General features: G+C 62.1%; 25 protein-coding genes. 13 read left to right on the top strand and 12 right to left on the bottom strand.

Annotation, left to right across the window (positions count from 1 at the left end; all coding sequences use genetic code 11):
- Window position 1: 1 nt before the first annotated feature.
- Complete coding sequence (hmgA, locus tag AC07SU_RS13165; RefSeq protein WP_494997258.1) at window positions 2-1,285, bottom strand: homogentisate 1,2-dioxygenase; 1,284 nt, start codon at window positions 1,283-1,285, stop codon at window positions 2-4.
- 120 nt (window positions 1,286-1,405) lie between these two features.
- On the opposite strand from hmgA, the gene AC07SU_RS13160 reads away from it, so the two are divergent.
- Window positions 1,406-2,185 (top strand): IclR family transcriptional regulator, encoded by a 780-nt coding sequence (locus AC07SU_RS13160; RefSeq protein ID WP_494997257.1) that lies wholly within the window; start codon window positions 1,406-1,408, stop codon window positions 2,183-2,185.
- A gap of 1 nt (window position 2,186) precedes the next feature.
- On the opposite strand, the gene dacB is transcribed toward AC07SU_RS13160, so the two are convergent.
- The 9 genes from dacB to AC07SU_RS13115 form a co-directional block, all read right to left on the bottom strand.
- Window positions 2,187-3,644 carry a D-alanyl-D-alanine carboxypeptidase/D-alanyl-D-alanine endopeptidase gene (gene dacB / locus AC07SU_RS13155; protein WP_494997256.1) on the bottom strand — a complete coding sequence of 486 codons (1,458 nt, stop codon included), beginning with the start codon at window positions 3,642-3,644 and terminating at the stop codon, window positions 2,187-2,189.
- 54 nt (window positions 3,645-3,698) lie between these two features.
- Window positions 3,699-4,730, bottom strand: a complete 1,032-nt coding sequence (locus tag AC07SU_RS13150) for a YncE family protein (protein WP_494997255.1) — start codon at window positions 4,728-4,730, stop codon at window positions 3,699-3,701.
- The gene (locus AC07SU_RS13145) at window positions 4,730-7,150 is read right to left on the bottom strand and encodes a TonB-dependent siderophore receptor (RefSeq protein ID WP_494997254.1); all 2,421 of its coding nucleotides are present in this window, start codon (window positions 7,148-7,150) and stop codon (window positions 4,730-4,732) included. The genes AC07SU_RS13150 and AC07SU_RS13145 overlap by 1 nt, the downstream gene beginning before the upstream one ends.
- Before the next feature lie 109 nt (window positions 7,151-7,259).
- Window positions 7,260-8,195: a glutathione S-transferase family protein gene (locus tag AC07SU_RS13140; RefSeq protein WP_494997253.1), complete on the bottom strand. Its 936-nt coding sequence runs from the start codon at window positions 8,193-8,195 to the stop codon at window positions 7,260-7,262.
- A gap of 75 nt (window positions 8,196-8,270) precedes the next feature.
- Window positions 8,271-8,546 (bottom strand): GIY-YIG nuclease family protein, encoded by a 276-nt coding sequence (locus tag AC07SU_RS13135; RefSeq protein ID WP_176994968.1) that lies wholly within the window; start codon window positions 8,544-8,546, stop codon window positions 8,271-8,273.
- Between the two features lie 37 nt (window positions 8,547-8,583).
- Complete coding sequence (locus AC07SU_RS13130; protein ID WP_176994969.1) at window positions 8,584-9,054, bottom strand: nuclear transport factor 2 family protein; 471 nt, start codon at window positions 9,052-9,054, stop codon at window positions 8,584-8,586.
- A 100-nt stretch (window positions 9,055-9,154) separates the two neighbouring features.
- Window positions 9,155-9,796, bottom strand: coding sequence for a DUF1120 domain-containing protein (locus AC07SU_RS13125; RefSeq protein ID WP_494997252.1), 642 nt, complete (start codon window positions 9,794-9,796; stop codon window positions 9,155-9,157).
- A 229-nt stretch (window positions 9,797-10,025) separates the two neighbouring features.
- Window positions 10,026-10,661: a response regulator gene (locus tag AC07SU_RS13120; protein WP_494997251.1), complete on the bottom strand. Its 636-nt coding sequence runs from the start codon at window positions 10,659-10,661 to the stop codon at window positions 10,026-10,028.
- Window positions 10,662-10,840: 179 nt separating this feature from the next.
- Entirely contained in the window at window positions 10,841-11,653 is an 813-nt protein-coding gene (locus tag AC07SU_RS13115; RefSeq protein WP_494997250.1) for a response regulator, read from the bottom strand.
- 354 nt (window positions 11,654-12,007) lie between these two features.
- Between AC07SU_RS13115 and AC07SU_RS13110 the strand changes: the two genes are divergently transcribed.
- From AC07SU_RS13110 to AC07SU_RS13055, 12 genes are all read left to right on the top strand, one after another.
- Entirely contained in the window at window positions 12,008-12,637 is a 630-nt protein-coding gene (locus AC07SU_RS13110) for a DUF1120 domain-containing protein (protein WP_494997249.1), read from the top strand.
- Window positions 12,634-13,275 carry a DUF1120 domain-containing protein gene (locus AC07SU_RS13105; protein ID WP_176994973.1) on the top strand — a complete coding sequence of 214 codons (642 nt, stop codon included), beginning with the start codon at window positions 12,634-12,636 and terminating at the stop codon, window positions 13,273-13,275. Before AC07SU_RS13110 ends, AC07SU_RS13105 begins: the two co-directional genes overlap by 4 nt.
- Before the next feature lie 40 nt (window positions 13,276-13,315).
- Window positions 13,316-13,930 (top strand): DUF1120 domain-containing protein, encoded by a 615-nt coding sequence (locus AC07SU_RS13100; RefSeq protein ID WP_494997248.1) that lies wholly within the window; start codon window positions 13,316-13,318, stop codon window positions 13,928-13,930.
- A 37-nt stretch (window positions 13,931-13,967) separates the two neighbouring features.
- A complete protein-coding gene (locus tag AC07SU_RS13095; RefSeq protein WP_494997247.1) occupies window positions 13,968-14,588 on the top strand; it encodes a DUF1120 domain-containing protein in 621 nt (206 codons plus the stop codon).
- Between the two features lie 81 nt (window positions 14,589-14,669).
- Window positions 14,670-15,296, top strand: coding sequence for a DUF1120 domain-containing protein (locus AC07SU_RS13090; protein ID WP_494997246.1), 627 nt, complete (start codon window positions 14,670-14,672; stop codon window positions 15,294-15,296).
- Window positions 15,297-15,298: 2 nt separating this feature from the next.
- Window positions 15,299-16,048 (top strand): fimbria/pilus chaperone family protein, encoded by a 750-nt coding sequence (locus AC07SU_RS13085; RefSeq protein WP_494997245.1) that lies wholly within the window; start codon window positions 15,299-15,301, stop codon window positions 16,046-16,048.
- A 137-nt stretch (window positions 16,049-16,185) separates the two neighbouring features.
- Complete coding sequence (locus tag AC07SU_RS13080; protein WP_494997244.1) at window positions 16,186-18,621, top strand: fimbria/pilus outer membrane usher protein; 2,436 nt, start codon at window positions 16,186-16,188, stop codon at window positions 18,619-18,621.
- Between the two features lie 11 nt (window positions 18,622-18,632).
- Entirely contained in the window at window positions 18,633-19,760 is a 1,128-nt protein-coding gene (locus AC07SU_RS13075; RefSeq protein ID WP_494997243.1) for a DUF1120 domain-containing protein, read from the top strand.
- A gap of 10 nt (window positions 19,761-19,770) precedes the next feature.
- Entirely contained in the window at window positions 19,771-20,406 is a 636-nt protein-coding gene (locus tag AC07SU_RS13070; RefSeq protein WP_494997242.1) for a DUF1120 domain-containing protein, read from the top strand.
- 35 nt (window positions 20,407-20,441) lie between these two features.
- Window positions 20,442-21,062 (top strand): DUF1120 domain-containing protein, encoded by a 621-nt coding sequence (locus AC07SU_RS13065; RefSeq protein WP_494997241.1) that lies wholly within the window; start codon window positions 20,442-20,444, stop codon window positions 21,060-21,062.
- 169 nt (window positions 21,063-21,231) lie between these two features.
- Complete coding sequence (locus AC07SU_RS13060; RefSeq protein ID WP_494997241.1) at window positions 21,232-21,852, top strand: DUF1120 domain-containing protein; 621 nt, start codon at window positions 21,232-21,234, stop codon at window positions 21,850-21,852.
- A gap of 190 nt (window positions 21,853-22,042) precedes the next feature.
- Entirely contained in the window at window positions 22,043-22,642 is a 600-nt protein-coding gene (locus AC07SU_RS13055; RefSeq protein ID WP_494997240.1) for a DUF1120 domain-containing protein, read from the top strand.
- A gap of 1 nt (window position 22,643) precedes the next feature.
- Here AC07SU_RS13055 and AC07SU_RS13050 read toward each other — a convergent pair whose 3' ends face one another.
- Window positions 22,644-23,912, bottom strand: coding sequence for a CynX/NimT family MFS transporter (locus AC07SU_RS13050; RefSeq protein WP_494997239.1), 1,269 nt, complete (start codon window positions 23,910-23,912; stop codon window positions 22,644-22,646).
- A complete protein-coding gene (locus AC07SU_RS13045; RefSeq protein WP_176994984.1) occupies window positions 23,902-24,561 on the bottom strand; it encodes a FadR/GntR family transcriptional regulator in 660 nt (219 codons plus the stop codon). Before AC07SU_RS13045 ends, AC07SU_RS13050 begins: the two co-directional genes overlap by 11 nt.
- Window positions 24,562-24,599: the final 38 nt, after the last annotated feature.

Raw genomic sequence — 24,599 nt, 5'->3', positions numbered from 1 at the left:
GTTATCTCCGGTTCGGGTTGAAGGTGGCGGGCAGCGAAGCCCAGCACGCGTCGTAAGAGTTTTGTAGTTGCAGGCATTCCAGGGCGAACTGTGTAGGGCGCAGCACTTGGCTGGTCTCGAACATGAAGGCCATGGTGTTATCGATCTTGTGCGGCGCCAACTCGACGTTGATGGCCTTGGTGCAGGTTTCGCCGTCCGGGCCGTGGGCGCTCATGCAGCTGTGCAGCGACGCACCGCCCGGCAGGAAACCTTCGGCCTTGGCGTCGTAGGCGCCCTGGATCAGGCCCATGTATTCGTTCATCAGGTTGCGGTGGAACCACGGCGGACGGAAGGTGTTCTCGGCCACCATCCAGCGCGGAGGGAAGATCACGAAGTCGAGGTTGGCCAGGCCGTGCACGCTGGTGGGCGAGGTCAACACGGTGAAGATCGACGGGTCCGGGTGATCGAAACTCACGGTGCCAATCGTGTTGAAACGGCGCAGGTCGTATTTGTACGGCACGTTATTGCCATGCCAGGCGACGACGTTGAGCGGCGAATGATCCAGCTCGCAGGCCCACAGCTCACCGAGGAATTTCTGCACCAGGGTGGTCGGTTGCTTGAGGTCTTCGTAATGGGCCACCGGCGTCAGGAAGTCGCGTGGGTTCGCCAGACCGTTGCTGCCGATAGGCCCCAGGTCTGGCAGACGCAGCGGTGCGCCATGGTTCTCGGCGACATAGCCACGCGCCTGGGCGTCCAGCAGCTCGATGCGGAATTTAAGGCCACGCGGCAGCACGACGATTTCCAGCGGCTCCACCTCCAGCATGCCCAGTTCGGTGGCGATGCGCAGGCGGCCCTGCTCGGGCACGATCAACAGTTCGCCATCAGCGTTGAAGAACACACGCTCCATGGAGCGGTTGGCGCGGTAGTGATAGATGCTGATGCCAGACGGTTTTTCCGACCCGGCGTTGGCAACCATGCCGACAAGCCCATCGATGAAGTCCGTCGGCTCGCCCGGAATATCCAGTGGGTTCCAACGCAAGCGATTAGGCGTCACCGCGCCGAGCGGGCCACCGGCCAACTGCCGTTCCAACTTGATAAACGCTGGGTGATTGGCCGACGGCTGGATGCGATACAGCCAGGTGCGACGGGCTTCGCTGCGCGCCATGGTGAACGCGGTGCCGGAGAACAGTTCGGTGTACAGCCCGTAGGGCGCTTTTTGTGGGGAGTTCTGGCCGACGGGCAGTGCGCCGGGCAGGGCTTCGCTGGCGAATTCATTGCCGAAGCCCGACAGGTATTCGAGGGTCATGGATCGTCCTCTGAGCGGAAGTTGTTTTTATCGTAATCCAGTTACGCATAACGTAATTTGATCACTATCGACCGTCAAGCTATAAAGACGCCCATTCATCTCTCGGATTCCCGCTGCCCCATGGAAAAGCCCCGCGACACCGGTAAACAGAAAGTCCGCTCGGCCGAAGTGGGCACCGACATCCTCAAGGCCCTGGCCGAACTGTCCCCCGCCACGTCATTGTCACGCCTGGCCGAGCACGTGCAGATGCCCGCCAGCAAGGTGCATCGCTATTTACAGGCGCTGATCGCCTCGGGGTTTGCCGAACAGAACACCGCCACCAACCATTACGGCCTGGGCCGCGAAGCGTTGCGCGTGGGCCTGGCCGCGCTGGGCAGCATGGACGTGCTGAAAGTCGGCGCGATGCCTCTGGCGGAGCTGCGCGATGAATTGAACGAAACCTGCTTTTTGGCGGTGTGGGGCAACCTGGGCGCCACCGTGGTGCAGATCGAACCCGCCGTGCGTGCGGTGACGGTGGTGACGCAGTTGGGCTCGGTACTGCCCCTGCTCAGTTCCTCCACCGGGCTGGTGTTCAGCGCCTACTTGCCGTCACGGGAGACCGTGGAGTTGCGCGAGCGCGAAATCCAGGCGGGCACTGCCCACGCCCTGGCGGACGACCAGGCCTACGCCACCGCCTGCGAACAGATCCGCAGCCGGGGCCTGCACTTTGTGCATGGCTTGCTGATGCCCGGGGTGGATGCGCTGTCGGCGCCGGTGTTCAACGCGGTCGGGCAGGTGGCGGCGGTGATGACCGTGGTCGGCCCCACCTCCCTGTTCCATGCTGATGAAGATGGCCCGGCGGCCCAGCACTTGCTGGCGGCGACCCGGGCCGTGAGCTGGCGCATGGGCTACCAGCCCTGAATCAGTTGTCCCAACCGGCGAGGGCTACGGCCACGCGGTTTTCCACGGCCTTGACCTGCGCCCCGGTCACCACGTAGTTGTTGGTGACCATCGAAAACACCAACCGATGCCCGCGCGCATCATTGATGTAGCCACTGAGTGACGACACACCGCCCATGGAGCCGGTCTTGGCATGCAGGTTGTTCTCGGCCGGCGTGCCGACCAGGCGGTAACGCAGGCTGCCACCCGTCATGCGGTCGGCGTTGCCAGCAATCGGCAGCGCGTTGTACCAGGCGTTGAACCAGGGTTGTTTGCTGGCCGCCAGCAACAGGTCGGTCAGGGTTTGCGAAGAGACCAGATTGCGTCGCGACAAACCGGAACCATCCACTTGATTCAGCGCGGCCGCATCCAGGCCCTGGCGCTTGAGAAACCCGGCCACCGCCAGCGCCCCCGCCGCCGCCGTGCCGCTATTGGCGGTCTGGCGCCCCATGGCCTTGAGCAAGGCTTCGGACATGTTGTTGTTCGACAGTTTAAGCAGCGGCGTGATCAGTTCCTGCAACGGTGCCGATTGGTGTTCGGCCAGCACGCTGGCGGTTGCCGGGCTGGTGCCGCCCATCACCCGACGACCCGACACGCGGATGCCCTGCTGGGCCAACGCCTGTTCAAACAGGTTGGCCACCAGTTGCGTCGGTTCCCAGACACTCACCAACTGCTGGCTCTGTTTGCCCGGCGCCACCGCACCACTGAGCTGCAGCAGGTTGGTGCCATGACGGCGGTTGATCCCATAGGTATTGCCCGGGCCGCTGACGGCGCGGTTGCTCAATTGCAGGTAGTCGGTGGGCGGGAAGATCTCCACCCCCACCGGCTGGCCTGCACGCAACGGGGCCTTGGCAGTCACCAGCACGGTGCCCGCATCAAAATCGCTGTTGGGTGAGACGGTCAGCGCCGAAATCTGCGCGCCGTAGTAGGTGCTTTCATCGTCATGGGACCAGTCGACGCCCAGCCGCTCGGCGTCAAACCAGGTGTCGTCGAACACCAGGTCGCCCTGCACCTCGCGCACGCCCCGGCTGGCGAGTTGCGCGGCCAGTACTTGGTAATCGGCAAACTGCAGGGTGGGATCGCCCAGGCCGCGCAGGTAGAGGTTGCCGGTCAGGCGATCGCCCTGCTGCTGGCCGCTGCTCAAGAGCTGAGTGGAGAACCGATACTGCGGCCCCAGCACATCCATGGCCGCCGCCGTGGTCAACAACTTGAGGTTGGAGGCTGGCACCAGCCGTGTGCGCGGGTTGTGCTGGTAGAGCGTGGCGCCGCTACGGGCATCCCGCACCGTGAGGGAAACCGTGGCGCCATGCAGCGCCGGGTCGGCCAGCAGTTGGTCCAGGCGCTGCCCGCTCGCGGTGTTCGAAGACGTGGCGCAACCGCCGAGCAACACACCCAAACCCAGCGCCATCGCGCCAGCCTGTATCCATCGTCCCAACCGCATAACCCTGGCATTCCTGAATCTAAGAAAGTGCGCAGCTTGGGTAATTCACTGCATTCAATCAAGTACCAGGGTGGTGATAGAGAATGTTCCCGCTTGAAACTGCGGGTCTGCCTTGGGCTCGGCGGCGGGCAACACGTAGTCCATGGCCGGCAAGTAAACCCGTTGGCGCTGCGCGTCGAACGCCATGTTGTAGGCCATCGGCAAGGTGCTGATGGTCGCTGCCACGGCGTAATGGTCGGCATCCCTCTGGTTGATCACCACAAGGTTGGCGTCCACACCGCTGGGGATCAGCAAGCGGCGATGCTGTGCGTCGTAGGCCACGGCGTTGACGTCACGCCCGATCGGCAACCTGACCTTCACTTCACCCGTCTCGCGGTCCGCCACGATCAACAACGGCGTGTCACCTCGACAGGCCACAAACAAGCGTTGCCGCTCGACATCCTGGGCCAATGCGCTGGGCTTGGGGCAGTCGGCAAACTGCCAGGTGTCGAGCAGCGCAAAGTTGCTCGCGGCATAACGCGCGACCTTGCCTTCATCCCGCATGGGCAGGAAGAAGCTGCCGTCGCCCTTGAGCAGCAGCGGGTCGATCTTCTTCACCGCCAGCTCATGGGCACCGGTGATGCGCTCCAGCGTCGGGTCAAACTCAAACAACGTCGAACGGTCTGCACGACGCCCGCTGACGATGATCACCTTGCCGGTCGAAGGCTCGTATACCGCGCTGTTGAGGTTGCTCTGCGCCACATCGATGCGCTTGAGCGGCTTGAGTGTGGACAGCTGCACCACGCTCAAACTGCCGTCGGTGTTGAGGACGAACACGCGGTCCAACTCAGGCACGAACACCACGCCGTTGGCGCCTTGCGACTGCGCCACCGTCTTGACCGTTTTCTGGTGCTGCACATCAAACACCGTCAGGCCGTTTTCACGCCGGGCCAGAAACAGGTAGGGGCGCGTCGGGTCCAGGCCGACAAAGCCCCAGCTGTGGCCGGAACCGGGCAACGTCACCCGGTGTTCACGGTGGGCGACGGCATCATCCGCCACCGCCGTGGTGGTGATGAACAGGGCCAGTAGCCAAGCGTAGGCCTTCATCAGAAGGTCAACGTGCTGGAGACCGACACCTGGCGCGCATCGCCCAAGGACACAAACACCCGACTGGCCGCCGAGGCGTAGTAGACGCGGTCGAACATGTTCTTCACGTTGAGCTGGAACTTGACCTTCTGCCCTTCGATCTTGGTGTCGTAGGTGGCAAACGCATCCGCCACGGTGTAGCCCGGCAGGGTGAAGTCATTGGCCGCATCGCCTGCGCGCTCGCCGACATAGCGGGCACCGGCGCCCACGCGCAGCTGGTCGCCGCCAAAAACATTGCCGAAGTCATACACTGCCGAAAGCGACGCGGTGTTCTTGGCGACGTTCTGCAGGCGGTTGCCTTCGAGGGTCGGGTCCTTGTCCTTGGTGTCCAGGGCATCGGTGTAGGCGTAGCTGCCGATTAGGCTCCATTGATCGGTCAACTGGCCGGTGGCGTCCAGTTCCAGGCCACGGGAACGCACTTGACCGGCGATGCTGTAGATGGTGTTGGCGCCGGAACCGACGGACACCAGCACGTTGCGTTTTTCAATATTGAACAACGCCGCGCTCGCGGTGATGCGCCCCGGCATGTCGAGCTTGGCACCCAGTTCCCACGACTTGGATTTCTCGGGCGTCAGGTCGCCGGTCAACTTGCTGCCATCGGCCAGGGCCGCAATGGTGGAGTTGGGTTTGAACGACTCGGTGTAGCTGCCGTAGAACGACAGCTCGTCGGTGTAGCGATACACCAGGCCGGCACGGGGCACCCAGGCCTGGCCGTTGCCGTTGGTGTTGGCGGTGAAGGGCACGCCTTTGCCCGCGTATTGGTCGTACATCTGGTAGCGCGCACCGCCCACCAGGATCCACTTGTCAGTCAGGTGGATCGCGTCCTGGAAGAACAGCGAGTCGCTGCGCAGCAGGTCGGTCTGGGCGCTGTCCTTGGCGCTGACAGTGGTGCCTTCCACATCCCGGCCATACACCGGGTTGAGGTAACTGAAGGCACTGCGTTGTGCCTGGCGGATCAGGTCGGCGCGGTAGATCTTGCGGTACTCGTCATCCAGGCCAAACACCAGGTCGTGCTGCATGCCGGCCACGTTGACCTTGCCTTCCAGGCTGAAGGTGGAGAAACGGTCGGTGGTCAATGCGCCTCCGGTGCCGTCCATGCTGCGGGTCAGCGTGCCGTTGGGGTTAACGGTCACGATGCGCACTTGGCTGGCGTCGTAAGTCTCGCGGTTCCAGCTGTAGCCGAAGTGGGCTTTCCAGTCGTCGTTCAGGTCATGATCGACTTCCAGACGGTACAGGTCGGAGCGGCCTTCCATGTTGTTGAACGGCTCGTCCAGACGACGGGTCACCGGGATGTCCAGCGGATGATTGGTCTTGGGGTCGATGGCGGTGCCACGGTCGAACGGCGAGAGGAATTCGCGGTGTTCATAGGCGAAGACCACCTTGGTGGTGTCGCCGTACCAGGCCAGGGACGGCGCCACCAGTGTCTCGCGGTGGGTGCCGAAATTGCGCCAGTAGTCTTCGTCTTCATGGTCGACGATCAGGCGATAGGCCAAGCCGCTGTCCCCAATCGGGCCGGTGGTGTCGAGGTTGCCGCCGCTGCCGTTCTTGCCGTCGCCAAAGGTCGAGCCGCGAGCGGTCAACGAGGTGGACTGCACCAGTTCAGGCTTCTTGCTGACGATGTTGACGACGCCGCCCGGGTCCTGGATGCCGTACAACAATGACGACGGGCCCTTGAGCACTTCGACACGTTCGGCCGTGGAGTTCAGCGCACGCCCCTGCACGATGGGCATGCCGTCCTGCATGATCGAGCCGTTACGGTTGTCACCAAAGCCACGCAGCATGACCGCGTCCTGAGTGCTGGCCAGGGTGTTGGCCTGGGTGATGCCGCTGATATTGCCCAGAGCGTCATCCAGGTTGCGCGGGGTCTGGTCACGCAGCACCTGGGCGGGCACCACGTTGACGGTTTGCGGAGTCTCCAACAGCAGGCCGTGGGAGCGCATCACCGAACTGGTGGGCGGCGGCTGGTAGCTGGTGGTGTCCTGGGTCTGGCCGGCACCGCTGATGGTGGTGGCGCCGAGGTTCACCGCGCCTTCGGTCGGCACAGGTTCCAGGGCCAGGGTGCGGGCGTCGATCTGGCGGAAGGTAAAGCCGGACTTGCCCAGCAGGCGTTGCAGGGCCTGGGTCGCGCTCATCTGCCCGCTGACGGCGGGGGCGCTGAGGCCGTAGGGCGCCTCATCGGTGTAGATCACGCTGATACCGGTGACCCGGCTGAAGTCGCTCAAGGCCTGGGGCAGCGGTTTGGCTGCCAGGGCAAAGTTGAACTGGGCGCTTTGTTGCTCCTGCGCCTGTGCAATGCTCAGGGGCAGCAATGCCAGCCCCGAAACCGCCAATACCGAGGCTCCCAGCCACTGTTTTACCCAACCGCCCGCCGTCGACTTCATGCTGTGAGAACCCGTGTAGAAAACGCTGTTAATGCGAATAGATCGCAGTTTCAAGCACTACACGGATGGGCTGGCGATTTACCTCACCTCTGTATGCAAATATTTTTATTTATTGCGCCTGGATGCAAAAACCCATGCGCGGGAAATGCACATGCACGGTACCGGCACGCTCGTCGGTACGGCGCAGGATCAGCTCTTCGCGCCCGACAAACAGCAGTTCACCAGCCACCGGGTCGGTGCCGTAGTCGGTCGCCGAAATGGTCACCTGCTGCCCCACTTTGAAGCCATTCAAGTCGTCGAAGAGTTCATCGGGCAGCACCGCCGGGGTGGCATTGCGCGAAACTTCCAGGGCTTGCTCGGCGCTCATCGGGGTGGACGTGCCATGGCCAAAGCCCAGCACGCGATCCAGCCACGCAGCCACAGCGGGATAGGCATCCACCAACGGCGCGGTCACCGAAGAGCCTTTGAGGAACCACAACGGGTGAGCCAGGGAGAAGTCGGCAATCGAAGGCTCGCCGAACAGAAAATCCCCCGCCTGATGCTGCAATTGCTGATTAATACGGCTGATGATCGCCGGCCACTGATGCAGGGCTTGTTCCAGTTGCACCCGCGCCGCCGTGCCACCGCTGAACAGTTTTTTACGGTCGGCGACCAGCACCTGGATCATCTCTGGTGGCACCTTGGCAAATTTCACCGCCAGGGATTCAGGCTGGAACACCAGCGCCACGGCATGGGAAAACACAACCGAATCGGCCCACGCGGCAAAACCCTGGGTGACAACTTCCAGGCCTTGAGGGAACAGCGTCGGCGCGGCTTTTTCCTGCTCAAGACGGCGGGCGATCAGTGCGGTGTCGCAGTAGATATCAGCGCCCACTTGCAGCACTGGCGTCTTGCGATAGCCACCCGTCAAAGGCATCAGGTCGGGCTTGGGCATCACCGGTGCGATATGCACCGAGCGCCAGGACAAGCCTTTGAAACCCAGCAGCAGGCGGGCTTTTTCAGCAAAAGGGGACTGGGGATAGTGGTGAAGAATCAACTCAGACATACCAGGCTCCGCTCGATAAGTGAGCCGCTAGCTTAGCCTGCAACACGCGCAATGGGGACGATGGGAACCCATCAGTCAAATCAATGGGCTGCTCGCCGCCAGGCACTCCTTGGCGCTCTTCTTCAGCTTCTTGATCAAGCGCTCCTGGCGCAGTGCCTCAGCCTTGCTCGCGCACTGCTCGGTATACACCAGCGCCACGGCCGGGCTGGACAGGAAGAACCGCGCGCCCTTGCCACGCTGGTGCATGGCAAAACGGCGCACCGGGTCATTGCTGATGCCGCAGTACAACGAGCCATTGGCGGCGCGTACCAGGTAGACAAACCAGGGTTTGGGTTCAGAAGTTTCAGTCACAAGTCGAGCCGGCAAAACCAGAAGAGCGCCCAGCTTATCAACGACTGGCCTGGAACGCCTTCAAACCACGCAGGGCTTGGGTGCGCACGGCGTTTTTCACCAGCGGCGTCCAGCCCAGCAACAAACCTTTGGTGCCCAGCGCCTGACGCGACCAGCGCCACAGGTCGAAGCTGTCGTGGTGCTCACAAATCTTGCCGTCGCGAAACACAAAGCGCGCCTGGATATCGTTGACCACCGTGTTGCCCGTGGCACTGAACAAATAGGTGGCGACCCAATGGGCGCCACCGCTGCGGTCATCGCTGCGCACGTTGTCGAAGGTCAGGGAAAAGTCTTTGGCGCGCGTAGTGAGCATGCGCCACATGTCACCGGCATCACGCCCGCGCAGTTCACCGAACGCGGGATCACTGAACACCACATCATCGGTGTAGCAGGCGGCCATGGCTTCGGCATCCAGGCGCTGGAACGCTTCATAGAAACGGGTGATCAGGGTGGTGTGGGCATCACTCATGGGCAAGCTCCGCGATAACGTTAGGTGTGCTGCACGATAATCTGCAGTGGCGGGGAAAGCCATGGCCATTCGCCACAGGAATGAGTGATGCCCGATGGGATTACAGGTAGACGATGTCCAGGGTCGCACTGCCGTCGATCAGGATTTCTTCGGTGATTGGCAAGTCGCTCCGGCTCTGGATTGTGGTGGATATCAGAACATCGGTTTTCAACGTGGTCAGCGCCAACGGTACCGGCGCTGTGTTGCTCGCGCCATTGACGGTACGCATCCAGTCGGGCTGCCAAACCGTGCTGCCGGGGGCGTCCATCCAGACTTGACCATTTGGAGACTCGATCACATCACGCAAAACACCGTCGGCAGTAGTGTTGGTCATTCTCAAGAGGTACCAGCCGATCTTTTTGTCACCGGACGCCAGACCCAGCCCATAGTTTGGAAGGGCACCGCTCCACTCTGCGGAAGTACCTGCACGGTTATCCGTCCCTTTGATCGCTACCAACGTCGCAGCTTCGCAGTTGATCGACAATTGCAGCGCGGCATCCGGTAGCACCGTGGTCAGAGTGGGGTGCAGGTCTTTCGCCGAGATCTTGCCATGCTCCACCAAGCCGCCATTTGACAAGAGCGGCGTGCAGGCAGCCGGGGTGATCATGCCCTTGACCGTCAGGTCGATACTGGAAACGGCGAATGTATGGGACGCGCCAGCCAAGGCAGATGCCAAAACGACAGTTTTAATCAGCAACTTCATAACAATGCTCTCTTCTGATCGATTATTTAATTGAAACAGTCGACGCACTTTTACTGCGTCGCCCTCTCAACCATCGATTCGGTTAACAGACTAGGGATATTATGTTCAAGCCATACACTTAACGAGAACACCCCAACAATCTAGAGCAGCCAACACTCAACTAACATACAAGTAATACGAACACAAAAACTCAAGTAATTACTCTAATAAAGTCTTCCACCAGGCATCATCAAGGCACCATCCCGACATCCCGAGCATACGCGAACAAATCAACATCGGTCGTAATGCACAACCGATGCATCGCCGTACTCTTCTGCTTACTGATCGTCGAAATACTGCGATTAACCCGCGCAGCAATCTGGCTGACGGTCATACCGCTGGCGAGCATGCGTACAACTTCCTGTTCCTTGCCGGAAAGTGTTGGCGTCTGGGTCGGTTGCGAACCACACACCTGGTCCAACTGCACACGCAAGCACTCACTGACAAATTGTCGGCCCTGCACCACGGCATTCAGCGCCTGAGGCAGCTCCCTGGCGGAAGCACTCTTGGCGATCACGCCTCGCGCGCCGTGGCTGAACGCTGCGCGCAGCGTAGCGACATTGGCAAACATGGTCACCAGGACTACCGGTAACGCCGGGTACTTTCGGTTCAACAAACCCAACAGGCCGTACCCATCGGCCTGCTGATTTCCCGGCATGGCGAAGTCGGTTACTATCACGTCGCAGGGTACACGGCTGACCAACGCCAACAATTGATCGGGCCCGTCGGCTTCGCCGACCACTTTGCACTTGCCACTTGCCTCAATCACCACTTTTTGCCCAACACGAACAATGGGGTGATCGTCAGCAATAATGATGCGGATCATTGGTTTTTCCATGATGGCAGTTTGAGACTGGCAAAATACCCCGATCGCTTTTCTGCAACAACAGGTAATAACTCATCATTAAGCGCGCCACCCCGTGTTTAAAGCACCGCGAACTAATACCTACACAATTAAGAGAAATGGAATACAGAAAAGTACTACACGGCAAAGTATGTATTCCTTCAAAGTTGCGTAAGATAATTCAGGTACCGCTCGACATCGTGACAGAACGCTCTCAATGCCGGTGTATTGATTGCCACACCGTTTACCTGCACCCGTTTGATCAGGTCCACCGCCCTCGCATCCAGGCCAGTCGCCCCCAAAAACGCGACACTGCCCACTAACCGGTGCAAACGTTGGGCAGCCATAGTCGCGTCCTGAGTGGCCTGCGCGTGAGCCAGCACGGCGAGGTCCGCATCGGCCTCCTGAACCAGGCTCAGCAACAGCGGCTCCACAACCTCCCACGTACCAAACGCCTCGATCAAACTGACGCGACTGGGCACAGTGCCACCGGGCAAAGCCGCAGCCCCTGCGGGTAGCCCCGCCGAAGGCAAGGGCTTCGGCGACGCCAGCCAGTAGCACAGCACTTCACGCAACTGGGCAAACCCTACGGGTTTGATCAGCCAGCCGTCCATTCCACAGGCCACACACTGGCGGATTTCTTCCGGCCCCAGGCCGCCTGTCAGCCCCAGAACAACCAGAGGAAGCCGCCCCTGGGCCTGCTCACGCATTCGCAGTTCACGAGTCAGGGCGTATCCGTCCATCACCGGCATACGGCAGTCACTGATCATCAGGTCGAAACACTCGGTAGTCAGCCATTGCAGAGCCTCTTGACCATTGCAACAACACTGATAAGCGACGCCGAGTCGTTCCAACAGCGAACCCAGCAGAAAACGATAGGCGGGGTGGTCATCCACTACGAGAACACGCGCCCGAGACACATCGACAGCAGAAAATGAATCGCTCGAATCGCGTGCAGAAAACTGACCAGGCATGGCGCCCTCGAAAGGGGCGATCAGTTCGCCCGGACTTTTCGCAACTAAACAATGACCCCGATCCTTATAAAGGGATCCGGGCAATCAAAGATCGCGAAAAATATCCGAATACATAGCCGTCAGCGATACAACAACTACGACAACACCCAATAAAACCTATTATTTCAACAGCCCCGCCCCCTTCTGTCATTGCCACCCTGTCATTCGTATTAGTTGCATTTCCCGCCCTGTATCCCTGCGATAAATTCTCCCCCGCTTTCCCTGTAACGGCGCGTGCCCTCAATAAACATAAAACCCTGGGTAACTTCACCGCGCCGCTCTGCCCCTGATCCGTGCATAGGAATACCGACTGTGATGAAAAACTCTCTCGCCGCCCTGGCCGGAGCCCTGCTGATCGCCCACGCCAGTACGGCGCTGGCCGCTAGCTCCGTGGACCTTTCGGTCAAAGGTGCCATTACCCCGAGCGCTTGTACGCCTAGCCTGAGCAATGGCGGGCTGGTGGATTACGGCAAGATCTCGACCCAGGACCTGGACCCGACCGGGGTCACCGAACTGCCCAGGACCCTCTTCAAGTTGGCGGTCAATTGCGAAGGGTCGAGCCTGTTCGGGCTGAACGCCCAGGACAATCGATCGTCAGTGGCGGGCCCCGCCGCCTCCTTCGTATTGGGGCGGATCAGCCCGACAAACTGGATCGCCACGTATTTCCTGACCATGGAAAACGTGGTCACCGACGACCCCACCGCCTACCCGATCTACTCCCTGGATAACGGCTCGACCTGGATCTACAACTCCGAACGGCAGGTACCGGCCAACACACTCAGTGCTTTCGGCAATCAGACGTCCGGCACACGCGCCCCCGTTCCCCTGACAGATGTAGCGCTGGACCTGATTGTCCAACCCTACATTTTTCCAAAAAGCCAGATCCCGGCAGGCGAAACCATTCCCCTGGACGGGTCCGCCACGTTCGAGTTGCGCTACCTATGAAGGCCTCGACACTGTGCCGTTGCGGCACGTTCGGCCTCGTGCTCAACCTGGCCCCTGTGGCGTTCGCCGCCAGCAACGTGGACCTGACGGTACGCGGCATCATCACCCCCAGCGCGTGTACCCCGAGCCTGGCCCAGGAGGGGCTGATCGACTACGGCAAGATCGCCGCCCGCGATCTGAACCGCGAGTCCTTCACCCCGTTGCCGCTCACCCAGTTGCCTGCGGCCGTCAACTGCCAGGCCCCAACCCTGTTCGCCTTGAGGCTCACCGATAACCGCGCCGGCTCCAGCGCCTCCGAGCCCTTCGGTTTCGGGCTCGGACTGACCCACGCCAGCGAACGGATCGGCGTGTACCACACCATCTTGCACACGCCCTTGGCAGAGAACGCACCCATCACTCAATTGCAGTCATCAGACAACGGCCAAAGCTGGAGCGTGGTTGAAGAAAACGTCGCTTTGCCCCCGCTGCGACTGGCCGCGTTCGGGGACGCTTCTTCCGGCGTCTGGAGCCCGCTGCCGATCCAGGCACTGCGTGTGCAAATACGTGTGAGCACGCTGATCGCACCGGCCCAGGGCCTGACCCTGGATCGTGAAGTGCCACTGGACGGCTCAGCCACTCTGGACCTGATTTACCTATAGCGCCTTCACCCTTAACCCTACCTTACAAGGACTTGTGCCCATGGACAGACCCACCCTCGCCTTCCTGCTAGCCGCCCTTGCGCCTGGCGCGTTCGCTGCCAGCAGTACGGACCTGAGCGTCTCCGGGACCATCACACCCAGCGCCTGCGCACCCGTGCTGTCGAACGGTGGCGTGATCGACCACGGCAAGATGACCTCCAAGGACCTGCAACCCAGCTCCCCGACGTTGCTCGATCCAGCCGAGATGCGCCTTGAAGTGCAGTGCGAGGGTGAGACCTTTTTTACCTTGACCACCGTGGATAACCGCGCGGGCACCTCCGCCATCAACCCGAGGCACCACGGCCTGGGCATGACCGCCGAGAAAGAAAAACTGGGCAGCGTGGCGTTTTCGCTGTTCGACCCGGTGGCCGATGACAAACCGGTCAAGGTGATCACGTCAAGCAACGGGGGCGCCAATTGGGCCGCTTCGATCTACCTGGGGCATGAGGCACTGACCTCATTTGCGGCCCTCGACGGCCCCAATACGCCCATCGCCCTGAAAATCCTGAATGCCCGTCTGCGCGCATTCACCATCATCGTGCCCGCCACCGACCTGACCTTGCTCGATGAGGTGCCACTGGACGGCCAAGCCACGCTGCAACTCAAGTACTTGTGACCCTTTTCCCTCAACTTACCTTGATAGGAGCAACACCATGAAAGCCCTGAATGCCCTGTTCGCCACCCTGCTGCTCACCGGGACCGGCACGGCCCTCGCCGCCTCCAGCGTGGACCTGACCGTACGTGGATTGATCACTCCGAGTGCCTGTGAGCCAAGCGTGTCCGGCGGCGGCAATGTGGATATCGGCAAGATTTCGGCCAAGGACCTCAATGCCAATACAGAAACCCCGCTGGCGGATCACACCCTGCAAGTGACCGTCACCTGTGACGCCGCCACCTTGATGGCCATTGAGCCCAAGGACAACCGTGCAGGTTCGGCCTCGGTCACCAAAGACACCGCCTTTGGCTTGGGCCTGGTCAATAGCAACGAAAAGCTGGGCTACTTCGAAATGACCTTGGGATCGGCGGTGGCCGATGGCGTCAATGTGGATCCCATTGCTTCGCGTGACAATGGCCTGACCTGGGCACTCCTGGTGTCCATGATCAACAACGGCATTACCTCCATCGCCAACAGTGCCACCGTCGCGCCCGTTCCGGTGCAGTCACTGGTGGCCGATTTGACCGTCTCGCCCTTCATTGCCCCGGCCAACAGTCTGACCCTGACCGAGGAAGTGCCAATCGACGGTTCGACGACCCTGACCGTCAAGTACCTGTAATGGAAAACGGGCGCAGCCTTTGCGCGCTGCGCCCAGCGCCGCACTCACGGATGTCCCTCAACACGGTTCCAACATCAGACCATGAACACGCTCTCACTCCGCTTGATGACGCTCGGTCTCTGCCTGACCGCCACTTCCGCGCTGTGTGCCTCGAAGGTCGACGTGACGTTGACCGGCAGCATCACCCCCAGCGCCTGCACGCCGGTCCTGTCGCCCAGCGGCATCGTCGACCACGGGCGGGTGCCAGCCCGCTCGCTCAATCAGTACGAGTTCACCGAGCTGCCCATGCGCACGCTGGACATGAACGTCACCTGTAACCAACCCGTGTTGTTCGTGCTGGTGGGTGTGGATAACCGTGCCGACTCCTCCGTGGGGCCAGGCTTCTATTACGGCCTGGGCAACAACATCCATGCCCCGGCCGAACGCATGGGCTCGGTGGCCCTGGCCATTCGCGAAGTGGTGGGCGATGGTCAGCGCGCCATTGTGCTGGCCTCCAGCAACCGCGGCCTGACCTGGTTTCCCGAAACCAACGCCTACCCGGACAACTACATGGGCTTCGCGCACCCCGGCACCCTGGTGCCCGATCCGCACAGCGTGCTCACCGCCAAGCTGGACATCAAAACATCGATCAACGCCGCCGCCTACCTGACCCTCGACCAAGAGGTGCCGTTGGACGGTTCCATCGTGCTAGACCTGAGGTATCTGTAGTCATGTTCCCCTTCCCTTACGTTGCCAAAACAATTACACGGGTGTTCAACCTGGTTCGCTATGCCTCCCTCTACCTCGCCGCGCTGGCGCTGACGTTGTGGGGCCCCACCCTTGTGCTCGCCGACGGCATGGTGCCGGACACTTCGGTGGTGATCGTCAATGAGGCCGATGGCGAAGCCTCGGTGTCGGTAACCAACACTGACGCCAAGCTTGCCCTGCTGCACGTCACCCTCGAAGACATTCCCGAAGACCCGTCGCCCCTGCTGTTTGTCACGCCACCGCTCACACGGGTCGAGCCGTCCAAGAGCCAGTTGATCCGCTTCATCCTGCAATCTGCCACGCCACTGACCACCCAGCGCTTGAAACGGGTGATCTTCGAAGGCATGCCCCAGGGCCGCGCCGAAGGCCAGGCCGGGCATGCGCGAGTGGGCGTGACGGTGCGCCAGAACCTGCCGGTGATTCTGCACCCCAAGGGGCTCGCACCGAATCGCACGCCCTGGACCGGCTTGGTCTGGAGCCTGAAGAACCAGCAACTGAGTGTGAATAACCCGACGCCCTACGTGGTCCGCCTGGCTCAGGAATTGACCTTGCTGCCCGGCAAAGGCTCAGCCTTGCTGCCACGCACCTACGTGCTACCCGGCGAGACCTTGAGCGTGGCCGCCAGCCAGGCCCAGGCCAGCACCGTGCAGATACAACCGGCCACCGTCTACGGATTTGCGGTCGCGCCTTACGAAGCACCGATCACCCTTTGATCGCAGCGCCGGCGGGCCGAATGCCGGCGCCCTGATAACGAAGTGGCCTCTCATTGAAGGCCGCCGGGAGCTCTCCCGCCACGATGGAATGGCGCGGGCCAGACTCCATTATTCGAGTACGACTTGTGAGCACAGTTATGACTGATCGCGACGGCGAAGCCGTGCCTGGTGTTTCATCACCCCGGGCGCGCCAATGGCTGGCGGGCGTTGCGCTGAGCCTGGGCACCGTGCTGCCAACGGCTGCCTCCCTGGCCGAAGAAGGCGCCGGCTCATTTGATCCACAAACCCTGGCCCAACGGGGCATTGACCCGCAATTGGCCAACCTGTTGCTGGAAGCCCCGCGCTTCCCGGCCGGGCGCCACGCCCTGAACCTCACCGTGAACGGCCAGCGACGTGGGCGGGTGGACATGCTGTTCAACGGGCAAGGCGCGTTGTGTTTCAACCAGACCCTACTGGATGCAGGCCACTTGCGCGTACCGGCCGACGATGGCGAATGCCATGCCTTTCTCGAGGCATACCCGCAGACCTTGATCGAGCAGGATCCCGCCACCCTCAGCCTGTCGCTGGTCGTGCCCACCGATGCGCTGCGTCCGACCGTGCGCGATGTGTCCGGCTACCAGACCGGCGGGTTCGCCGGGCTGCTCAACTATGACCTGAGCGGCCTGTACAACGAATTCGGCGACGACACTAGCCGTTTCGGCTCGGCCAACACCGAGGTCGGTTTCAACGCCGGCGACTGGATCGTGCGCAGTCGCCAGGTACGCACCTGGCAAGACAAGGTGTCGCGCACCACCCACCTGGACGCCTACGCCCAGCGCACCTTTGCCGAACAGCAAGCAGTGTTCCAGGCCGGGCAGATCAACCTGTACAACCCGGTATTGGCCGGCGCACAGATCACCGGGGCGCAGGTGCTCACCGAGACGGCCCTGCAGGACCAGAACCAGGGCGCCACCATCACCGGCATCGCCAACAGCCCGGCCCAGGTGGAGATCCGTCAGAACGGCACGTTGATTCATTCCACCGTGGTGCCGGCGGGGCCGTTCTCCCTCACCGATGTACGACGCTTGAACAGCCGTTCCGACGTGGAAGTCACGGTCAAGGAAAGCAGCGGCGAGGAACGTCGCTTCACCGTGCCTGCCGCCATGCTTGGCCTGGGCTTGCCTGCGCCGGGTTACTCGGTGGCGGCGGGACGCGTGCGCAAGCTCGGTGTCGGTGAAGGCGCCGAACCCTGGGTGGTCAGTGGTGGCTGGAGCGGTGCGTTGCACCCGCAAGTCAGTGTGGGTGCCGGCGCGCTGGGCGCCGAGGATTATCGCGCGGTCGGTGCCAGCCTGGGTTGGTTGCCCTGGCAGGACAGCCAGCTCCAACTGTCCAGTCAAATCGCCCAGGCCACGCGCAATGGCAACGAACGGGGTGTACAAACCGATCTGTCGTGGTCGCAACGCCTGTCCGAACGTTGGGCAATCACCACGGCGGGCTCCTGGCGCACCCTGGGTTATCGCGACCTGGAAGACTCCACCTACCTCACCGAAACCCGCGAGCAACGCCAGTCGCGCTACCGCGACCAACAGAGCGCGACCGCATCCTGGTCACACCCGATGCTCGGCGCATTCAGCGCCGGCATCTCGCGCTCATCCTCGTTTACCGGTGAGAGCAGCAGCCGCGCGCTGGCATCGTGGGGCACCAGCTTTGGGCGTGTTTCGGTGTCCGCCAGCGCCGAGTGGCAAGTGGGCGGCCGCCAGCAGAGCGATGACAGTGTGTACCTGAACATCAGCGTGCCCCTGGGCGAAAGCCGCCGCGGTCGTGCCTGGGCGCGCAATGCCGGAGGCGATCACCGCATCGGGGCCGGGGTCAGCGAACAGATCAACGACCAGTTGAGCTACCAGGCAAGCATTGAACGCGACAGCCGTGACCGTGAGGTGGAGTCATCCATCGGTGTCTCGACGCTGCCGTATTACAGCCAGTTGGACTTCAACTACACCCGCAACAATCAGGAACGTTCCAGCTATCAAGGTGGCGCACGCGGTGGCGTGGTGTTGCACGGCGATGGGCTGACTTTTTCGCCCTACCCGGTGCGCGAGACCTTTGCGCTGATGTCGGTGGGGGACATGGCCGGCATCAAGGTCAGCACCCCCAGTGGCCCGGTGTGGACCGACTGGCAAGGCCAGGCTGTGGTGTCGCAACTCAGCCCCTATGGGCGCAGCCCGGTGGAAGTGCAAACCCGCTCGTTGCCGCGCAACGCCGACATCAGCAATGGCTTGGCAGTACTGTCAGCCGGACGTGGCGCCGTAGACAACGTCGAGTTCGGCGTGGCGCTCACACGCCGGGCCCTGTTGAGCGTAACCGACGCCAACGGCCAGCCTCTCCCCCGCGGCGCCGCCGTCAGCACCGCCAACGGTGAGTTCGTAACCCTGGTTCAGGACGGCAGCCAGGTGTTCTTGCCGGACGTATTGGACCGCCGCGAATTGTGGGTCAGCGCCCCTGGTCAACCCCGCTGCCGCCTGGACTTCGAGCTGCCCGAACGGGGCGATCCCGAGGTGTATTACGAAACCGCACCGGCGCGGTGCCTACCATGAGGAACTTAACCATGGGCCTGAAACCTGCCTTGTTGTCCGCCAGCCTGTTGCTGGGCGCTAACGCGTGGGGCATGGATGAGTGCCAGTTGAACCTGAGCGAAACCGCCGTGGATTTCGGCCTCGTAAACCGGGCGGTGTCGCCGGTAGCCGTGGCCGAGCACCTGTTGGGCGAACGGCGCCTGAGCCTGACGCTGAACTGCCCCACGCCCACTGACTTGAGCCTGTTCTATCGCGGGCTGGCAGCCGGCACCGAGCGCTTCCAATTCACCCGCCGTGGCAGCTACAGCCTGCGGGCGAGCGACGCACTGCTCGACGGCCAGCCCGTGGAGTTGGGCCTGGTGCCCGGCAGTGGTCAGCCGCCGGTGAGCAGCGCCGCAGCCCTGCGCTGGCGTCCTGAACACGGCATCGTGCCGATGCGTGCCGGCGTGCCGGTCAGCGGGCGCAGCTTGTCGTTACAACTGGAGGTCAGCGCCTGGGCCAGTCAAGACGCCCTGCGCGTCAGCGATACCGTCACCTGGGACACCTGCGGCGTCGTCGATGCCCTCCACACGGGACGCTCGCGGGAGTTGCGCCTGCAAGCCCGCTTCGCCCCTGCGGCCTGTACGCCGAGCCTGTCCAACGGCGGCACGGTGGCCTTCGGCAAGTTATCGGTGATGGACTTGAGCGTCGACAAAGAGACGGCCCTGCCCGCACGACCACTGGTGGTCAGCGTGGCTTGCGACGCACCGACCGCGTTCAGCCTGCGCCTGCAGGACAACCGCCAAGGCTCGGCCACCGGCCCGGGAGACGACAGCACCTACGGCCTGGGGCTCGACGCCCAACAACAAAAAATCGGCCGTTACCGGTTGGTCTTCGACCCTGCGCGCACCACCGCCGACAGTTTCCCCGGGCTCTACCGAACCGACTCCCCCACCGGCACCGCGCCCTGGAGCAGCGCGAGCGCCAACCCGCTGGCGATTGGCGCCAGCCGTTTCCTGGGGTTCAGCACCAGCGTCGGCAACACCAGCGGCCCCGTGCCGATTCAACAACTCAGCGCCACCACGAGCCTGGAAGCGGTGATCGCACCGCTGGGCACGCTGGACCTGGGCAGCGAAGTGCGCCTCGACGGCGCCGCCACCCTCGAACTCAACTACCTCTAGGAGCCTTCCCATGAAACACCTTCTGATTGCCTTGACGTTGTTGTCGGGCACTGCGCACGCCGCCTCCACCGTTGACCTGGCCGTCACCGGCCTGATCACGCCCATGGCCTGCACGCCGCTGCTGTCCGGCGGCGGGCTGGTGGACTTCGGCAAGATCTCGCGCAATGACCTCAACCTCACCAACGGCACCCGCCTGCCCCACAAGTACCTGACCCTCACCGTCAACTGCAACGCGCCCGGCCGCTTCGCCCTGCGCATGCGTGACAACCGCGACGGCACCGCCCACGTCAACAGCGAGATTTTCTACGGCCTGGGGCTGGACACCAGCGGCAACAAGATCGGGGTGTACTCGGTGAGTTTCGACCCCAAGCAAACCGTGGTCGATGACCTGGCCGTGGTGTTCGGCACCGAGTCCACCACCGGTGGCCTGGCCTGGCGCACCGCCAACCTCAACCCCATCGACGTCGGCTCGCGCAGCCTGCTCGGTTTCACCGATGTGGTCGGCAGCACTGCCGGCCCCTCGGCCATCCAGACGCTGACCAGCACCCTGAAGCTGGAAGCCACGCTCAACGCACGCCAGAACCTGGACCTCAGCGTGGAAACGCCGATGGACGGGTCGGCCACGTTGGAAGTTGTGTACCTGTAATTCGCGTTTTTTCCCAACCCTGTAGGAGCAATACCATGAGCATCACCCGTAACCTGTTGATCACCGCGCTGATGATGAGCGCAGGCCATGTGGTCGCCGCGTCCAGCGTCGACCTGAGCGTCAGAGGGACGATTACCCCGAGTGCCTGCACGCCTGCGGTGTCCAACGGCGGCGTGGCAGATTTCGGCAAAATTTCCGCCAAGGATTTGCGAGTGGATCAACCCACTTACCTGCCCAGGCAGAACATGCAAATGACGGTGACGTGCGAGGCCGCGACGCTGTTTGCCATTGCTTCAAAAGACAACCGCGAAGGCTCCGAGTCCAGCAACGATTATTACAACTTCGGCCTCGGGCTGATCAATGGCAGCGAAAAACTGGGCTACCTCACGGTCAGCATGTCGGGGCCCCAGGCGGACGGGGTTGCCGCCAGAGCTATCGGCTCAAGAGACGGCGGCACGACCTGGGAGCGTGAGAGCTCCTTTATGGATGACGGCTTGATCACCGTTGCCGAGACGAACGGGATGACCCCTTTGCCGACGCAACAACTGACGACGGACCTGCAGGTCATCGCTGTCATCGCGGCGTCCAAAAACCTGACTCTGACCGAAGAAGTACCCATTGACGGCTCGGTCACGCTGACCGTGCGTTACCTCTGACCCTTGTCGCCAATCCCCTAGACGCTGACCAGCCGCCTGAAGCTGGAAGCCACACAACGCCCGACAGAACCTGGACGCTCAGCGTGAAAACGCCGATGGACGGGTCGGCCACGTTGGACGTTGTGTACCTGTAATTCGCGTTTTTTCCCAACCCTGTAGGAGCAATACCATGAGCATCACCCGTAACCTGTTGATCACCGCGCTGATGATGAGCGCAGGCCATGTGGTCGCCGCGTCCAGCGTCGACCTGAGCGTCAGAGGGACGATTACCCCGAGTGCCTGCACGCCTGCGGTGTCCAACGGCGGCGTGGCAGATTTCGGCAAAATTTCCGCCAAGGATTTGCGAGTGGATCAACCCACTTACCTGCCCAGGCAGAACATGCAAATGACGGTGACGTGCGAGGCCGCGACGCTGTTTGCCATTGCTTCAAAAGACAACCGCGAAGGCTCCGAGTCCAGCAACGATTATTACAACTTCGGCCTCGGGCTGATCAATGGCAGCGAAAAACTGGGCTACCTCACGGTCAGCATGTCGGGGCCCCAGGCGGACGGGGTTGCCGCCAGAGCTATCGGCTCAAGAGACGGCGGCACGACCTGGGAGCGTGAGAGCTCCTTTATGGATGACGGCTTGATCACCGTTGCCGAGACGAACGGGATGACCCCTTTGCCGACGCAACAACTGACGACGGACCTGCAGGTCATCGCTGTCATCGCGGCGTCCAAAAACCTGACTCTGACCGAAGAAGTACCCATTGACGGCTCGGTCACGCTGACCGTGCGTTACCTCTGACCCTTGTCGCCAATCCCCTAGACGCTGACCAGCCGCCTGAAGCTGGAAGCCACACAACGCCCGACAGAACCTGGACGCTCAGCGTGGAAACGCCGATGGGCGGGTCGGCCACGTTGGACGTTGTGTACCTGTAATTCGCGTTTTTTCCCAACCCTGTAGGAGCAATACCATAAGGATCACCCGTAACCTGTTGATCACCGCGCTAATGATGAGCGCAGGCCATGCGCTCGCCGCGTCCAGCGTCGACCTGAGCGTCAAAGGCACAATCACCCCCAGCGCCTGTACACCCACACTGGGTAACGGCGGGGTCATTGATATCGGCAAGATTTCCACAAAGGCGCTCAATGCTAACCTGCCGACTCATATTCCTACCCCCCTCATCAAACTGACCGTCACCTGCGATGCCGCGACACTGATGGCAGTCTCGGGCAAAGACAATCGGGCAGGTACCCACTTCGAAGAGGACAACCCGTACGACTTCGGCCTGGGATTGATCAATGGCACCGAAAAATTGGGCGGTATTGAGTTGCGTGTGGATAACCCCATTGCCGATGGCGTGGCGGTACGCACAATCGCGTCCGACGACGGTGGAGCCTGGTATGGGGGGCGGGTCCTTGCAACCACTACATTGATCTCGGTTGCAAACACCGGCAGCCTGGCCCCAATCCCGGTGCAAGTGCTGAGTGCCGACATGTCGTCCTATCTGAGAATTGCACCCACTAAAAATCTGACCCTTGATAAAGAGGTCGCAATCGACGGCTCCGCAACAATCACCGTGAACTACCTGTAAATCAAGGCCCTGCGACAGGGACGGCCTCGCTCTGTACGTCTACGTATCGGGCGCGGCCGGCCCCCAGCCCCGCGATGATCGCGCCCAGGCCGATCACGCCGAACACCCAGCCGGTGGCGCCCCAGCCACCGGTCCAGTCATGCAGCACACCGACTGCCAACGGGCCCAATGAGGCCAGCGTATAACCGATGCCCTGAGCCATCCCCGACAGGTTTGCCGCAACATGAGAATCGCGTGAGCGCAACACGATCAAAGTGAGCGCCAGGCTGAACGTACCGCCCTGCCCCAACCCCAACAGAATCGCCCAGCCCCACAGGCCATCAAGCGGCGCATACAGGCAGCCGAACAGGCCGCCGAGGGTGAGCAGCATCACCACGACAATGGCCAGCCGCTGGTCCTTGCCACGGGTGGCCAGCCATGGCGCCGTCAAAGCACTGAGCAGTTGCACGATGATCGAACCGGACAACAGCAAGCCGGCTTCGGTGGCACTCAGGCCACGGCTGATCAGGATCGATGGCACCCAGCCGAACACGATGTAGGCCAGGGATGATTGCAGGCCCATGTACAAGGTCACTTGCCAGGCCAGCGGGTCGCGCAGCAACCCCTTCACCTTGTAAGCCACTTGATGAGCGCCATGTTTTTGCCCCACCTGTGGCAACCAGAACAACGCCGCAACCAGCGCGGGCACGATCCAGAACCCCAGGCCGAAGGTCCAGCTGTCGCCGAAGAAGTGGCTCAGCGGCACCGTGGCCCCCGCCGCCAGCGCCGCGCCCAGGCACAGCGCCATGGTGTACACGCCGGTCATGGTGCCCGCCTGTTTGGCGAAGTCACGCTTGACGATGCCCGGCAGCAGCACGCCGATGATGCCGATACTGGCGCCGGCAATCAGGCTGCCAACGAACAGCCCGGCCTCGCCGAACGAGCTGCGCAGGATGATGCCGCCGGCCAGCGTCAGCAAAATCCCCAGCACTACCCGCTCGGCACCAAAACGCCGGGCCAGGATCGGCGCCAGTGGCGCGAACAAGCCCAGGCACATCACCGGCAAGGTAGTCAGCAGACCGGCCTTGGCCGCCGACAGGCCCAGGCTGGCCGAGACGTCATTGAGCAACGGCGACAGGCTCGACAGCGCCGGGCGCAGGTTCATCGCCACCAGGACCAGCCCCAGGATCAGCAGCCATGGGCGGCTCATCGCGGGTGGGGTGTGTTGCACCACTTCGTCGTCGGCTTCGGCGTCGATCAACAGTTCTTCGAGTTTGGTTTCAGGGTTCATTGATCAGCTGCCGGCAGAGGGATTTGGCGCGTTCCGGGTCTTGTTTTTCGACGGCTTCGAGCAAGGCGATATGCAGGTCGAACACTGCCTGGCGGCGCGGAGTGATGTTCAAGGTCTGGCGCAACTGAGCACCGACGATGGCGGAAAAGTACTGGTACAACTCGCTCAGCGCCGGGTTGTGCGCGGCGTCCACCAAGTGCTTGTGAAAGATCAGGTCGGCGCTGATGTAGGCCTCCAGGTCGCCGTGATACAACGCCGCGCTGGCGTCGAGGGCCTCGCGCAGCCTTTTGAGGTCTTCGTCGGTGCGGCGCAACGCGGCCAGGCTGATCGCCTCCACCTCCAGAATCTGCCGCGTCTCCTGCGCCTGCTCCAGCGTGCAGTGGGACAACGCGCGCATCGTGCCCAACGGGTCGGTCATCGAGCGCAGGTAACTGCCATCGCCCTGGCGGATCTCAATCAACCCGGAAAACGCCAACACACGCATGGCTTCGCGCACGGTATTGCGGCTGATGCCCAACTCGGCAGACAGCTCGGGCTCGGTGGGCAGGCGTTCGCCAATGGCCCACGTGCCCTGGCTGATGCGCAGGCGCAGCTGCTCCAGGGCCTGGTCGACCAGAGAGCGTTTGATCAAGGGGGCGATGTCTGTCATGGGTTTTAAGCTTTCGTCCAATCATAGGATGAATTTTC

The organism is Pseudomonas sp. GW821-FHT05H12, assembly GCF_059419385.1.
The sequence above is the reverse complement of the archived record's forward strand: the minus strand, read 5'-3'. Positions and strand labels throughout refer to the sequence as shown.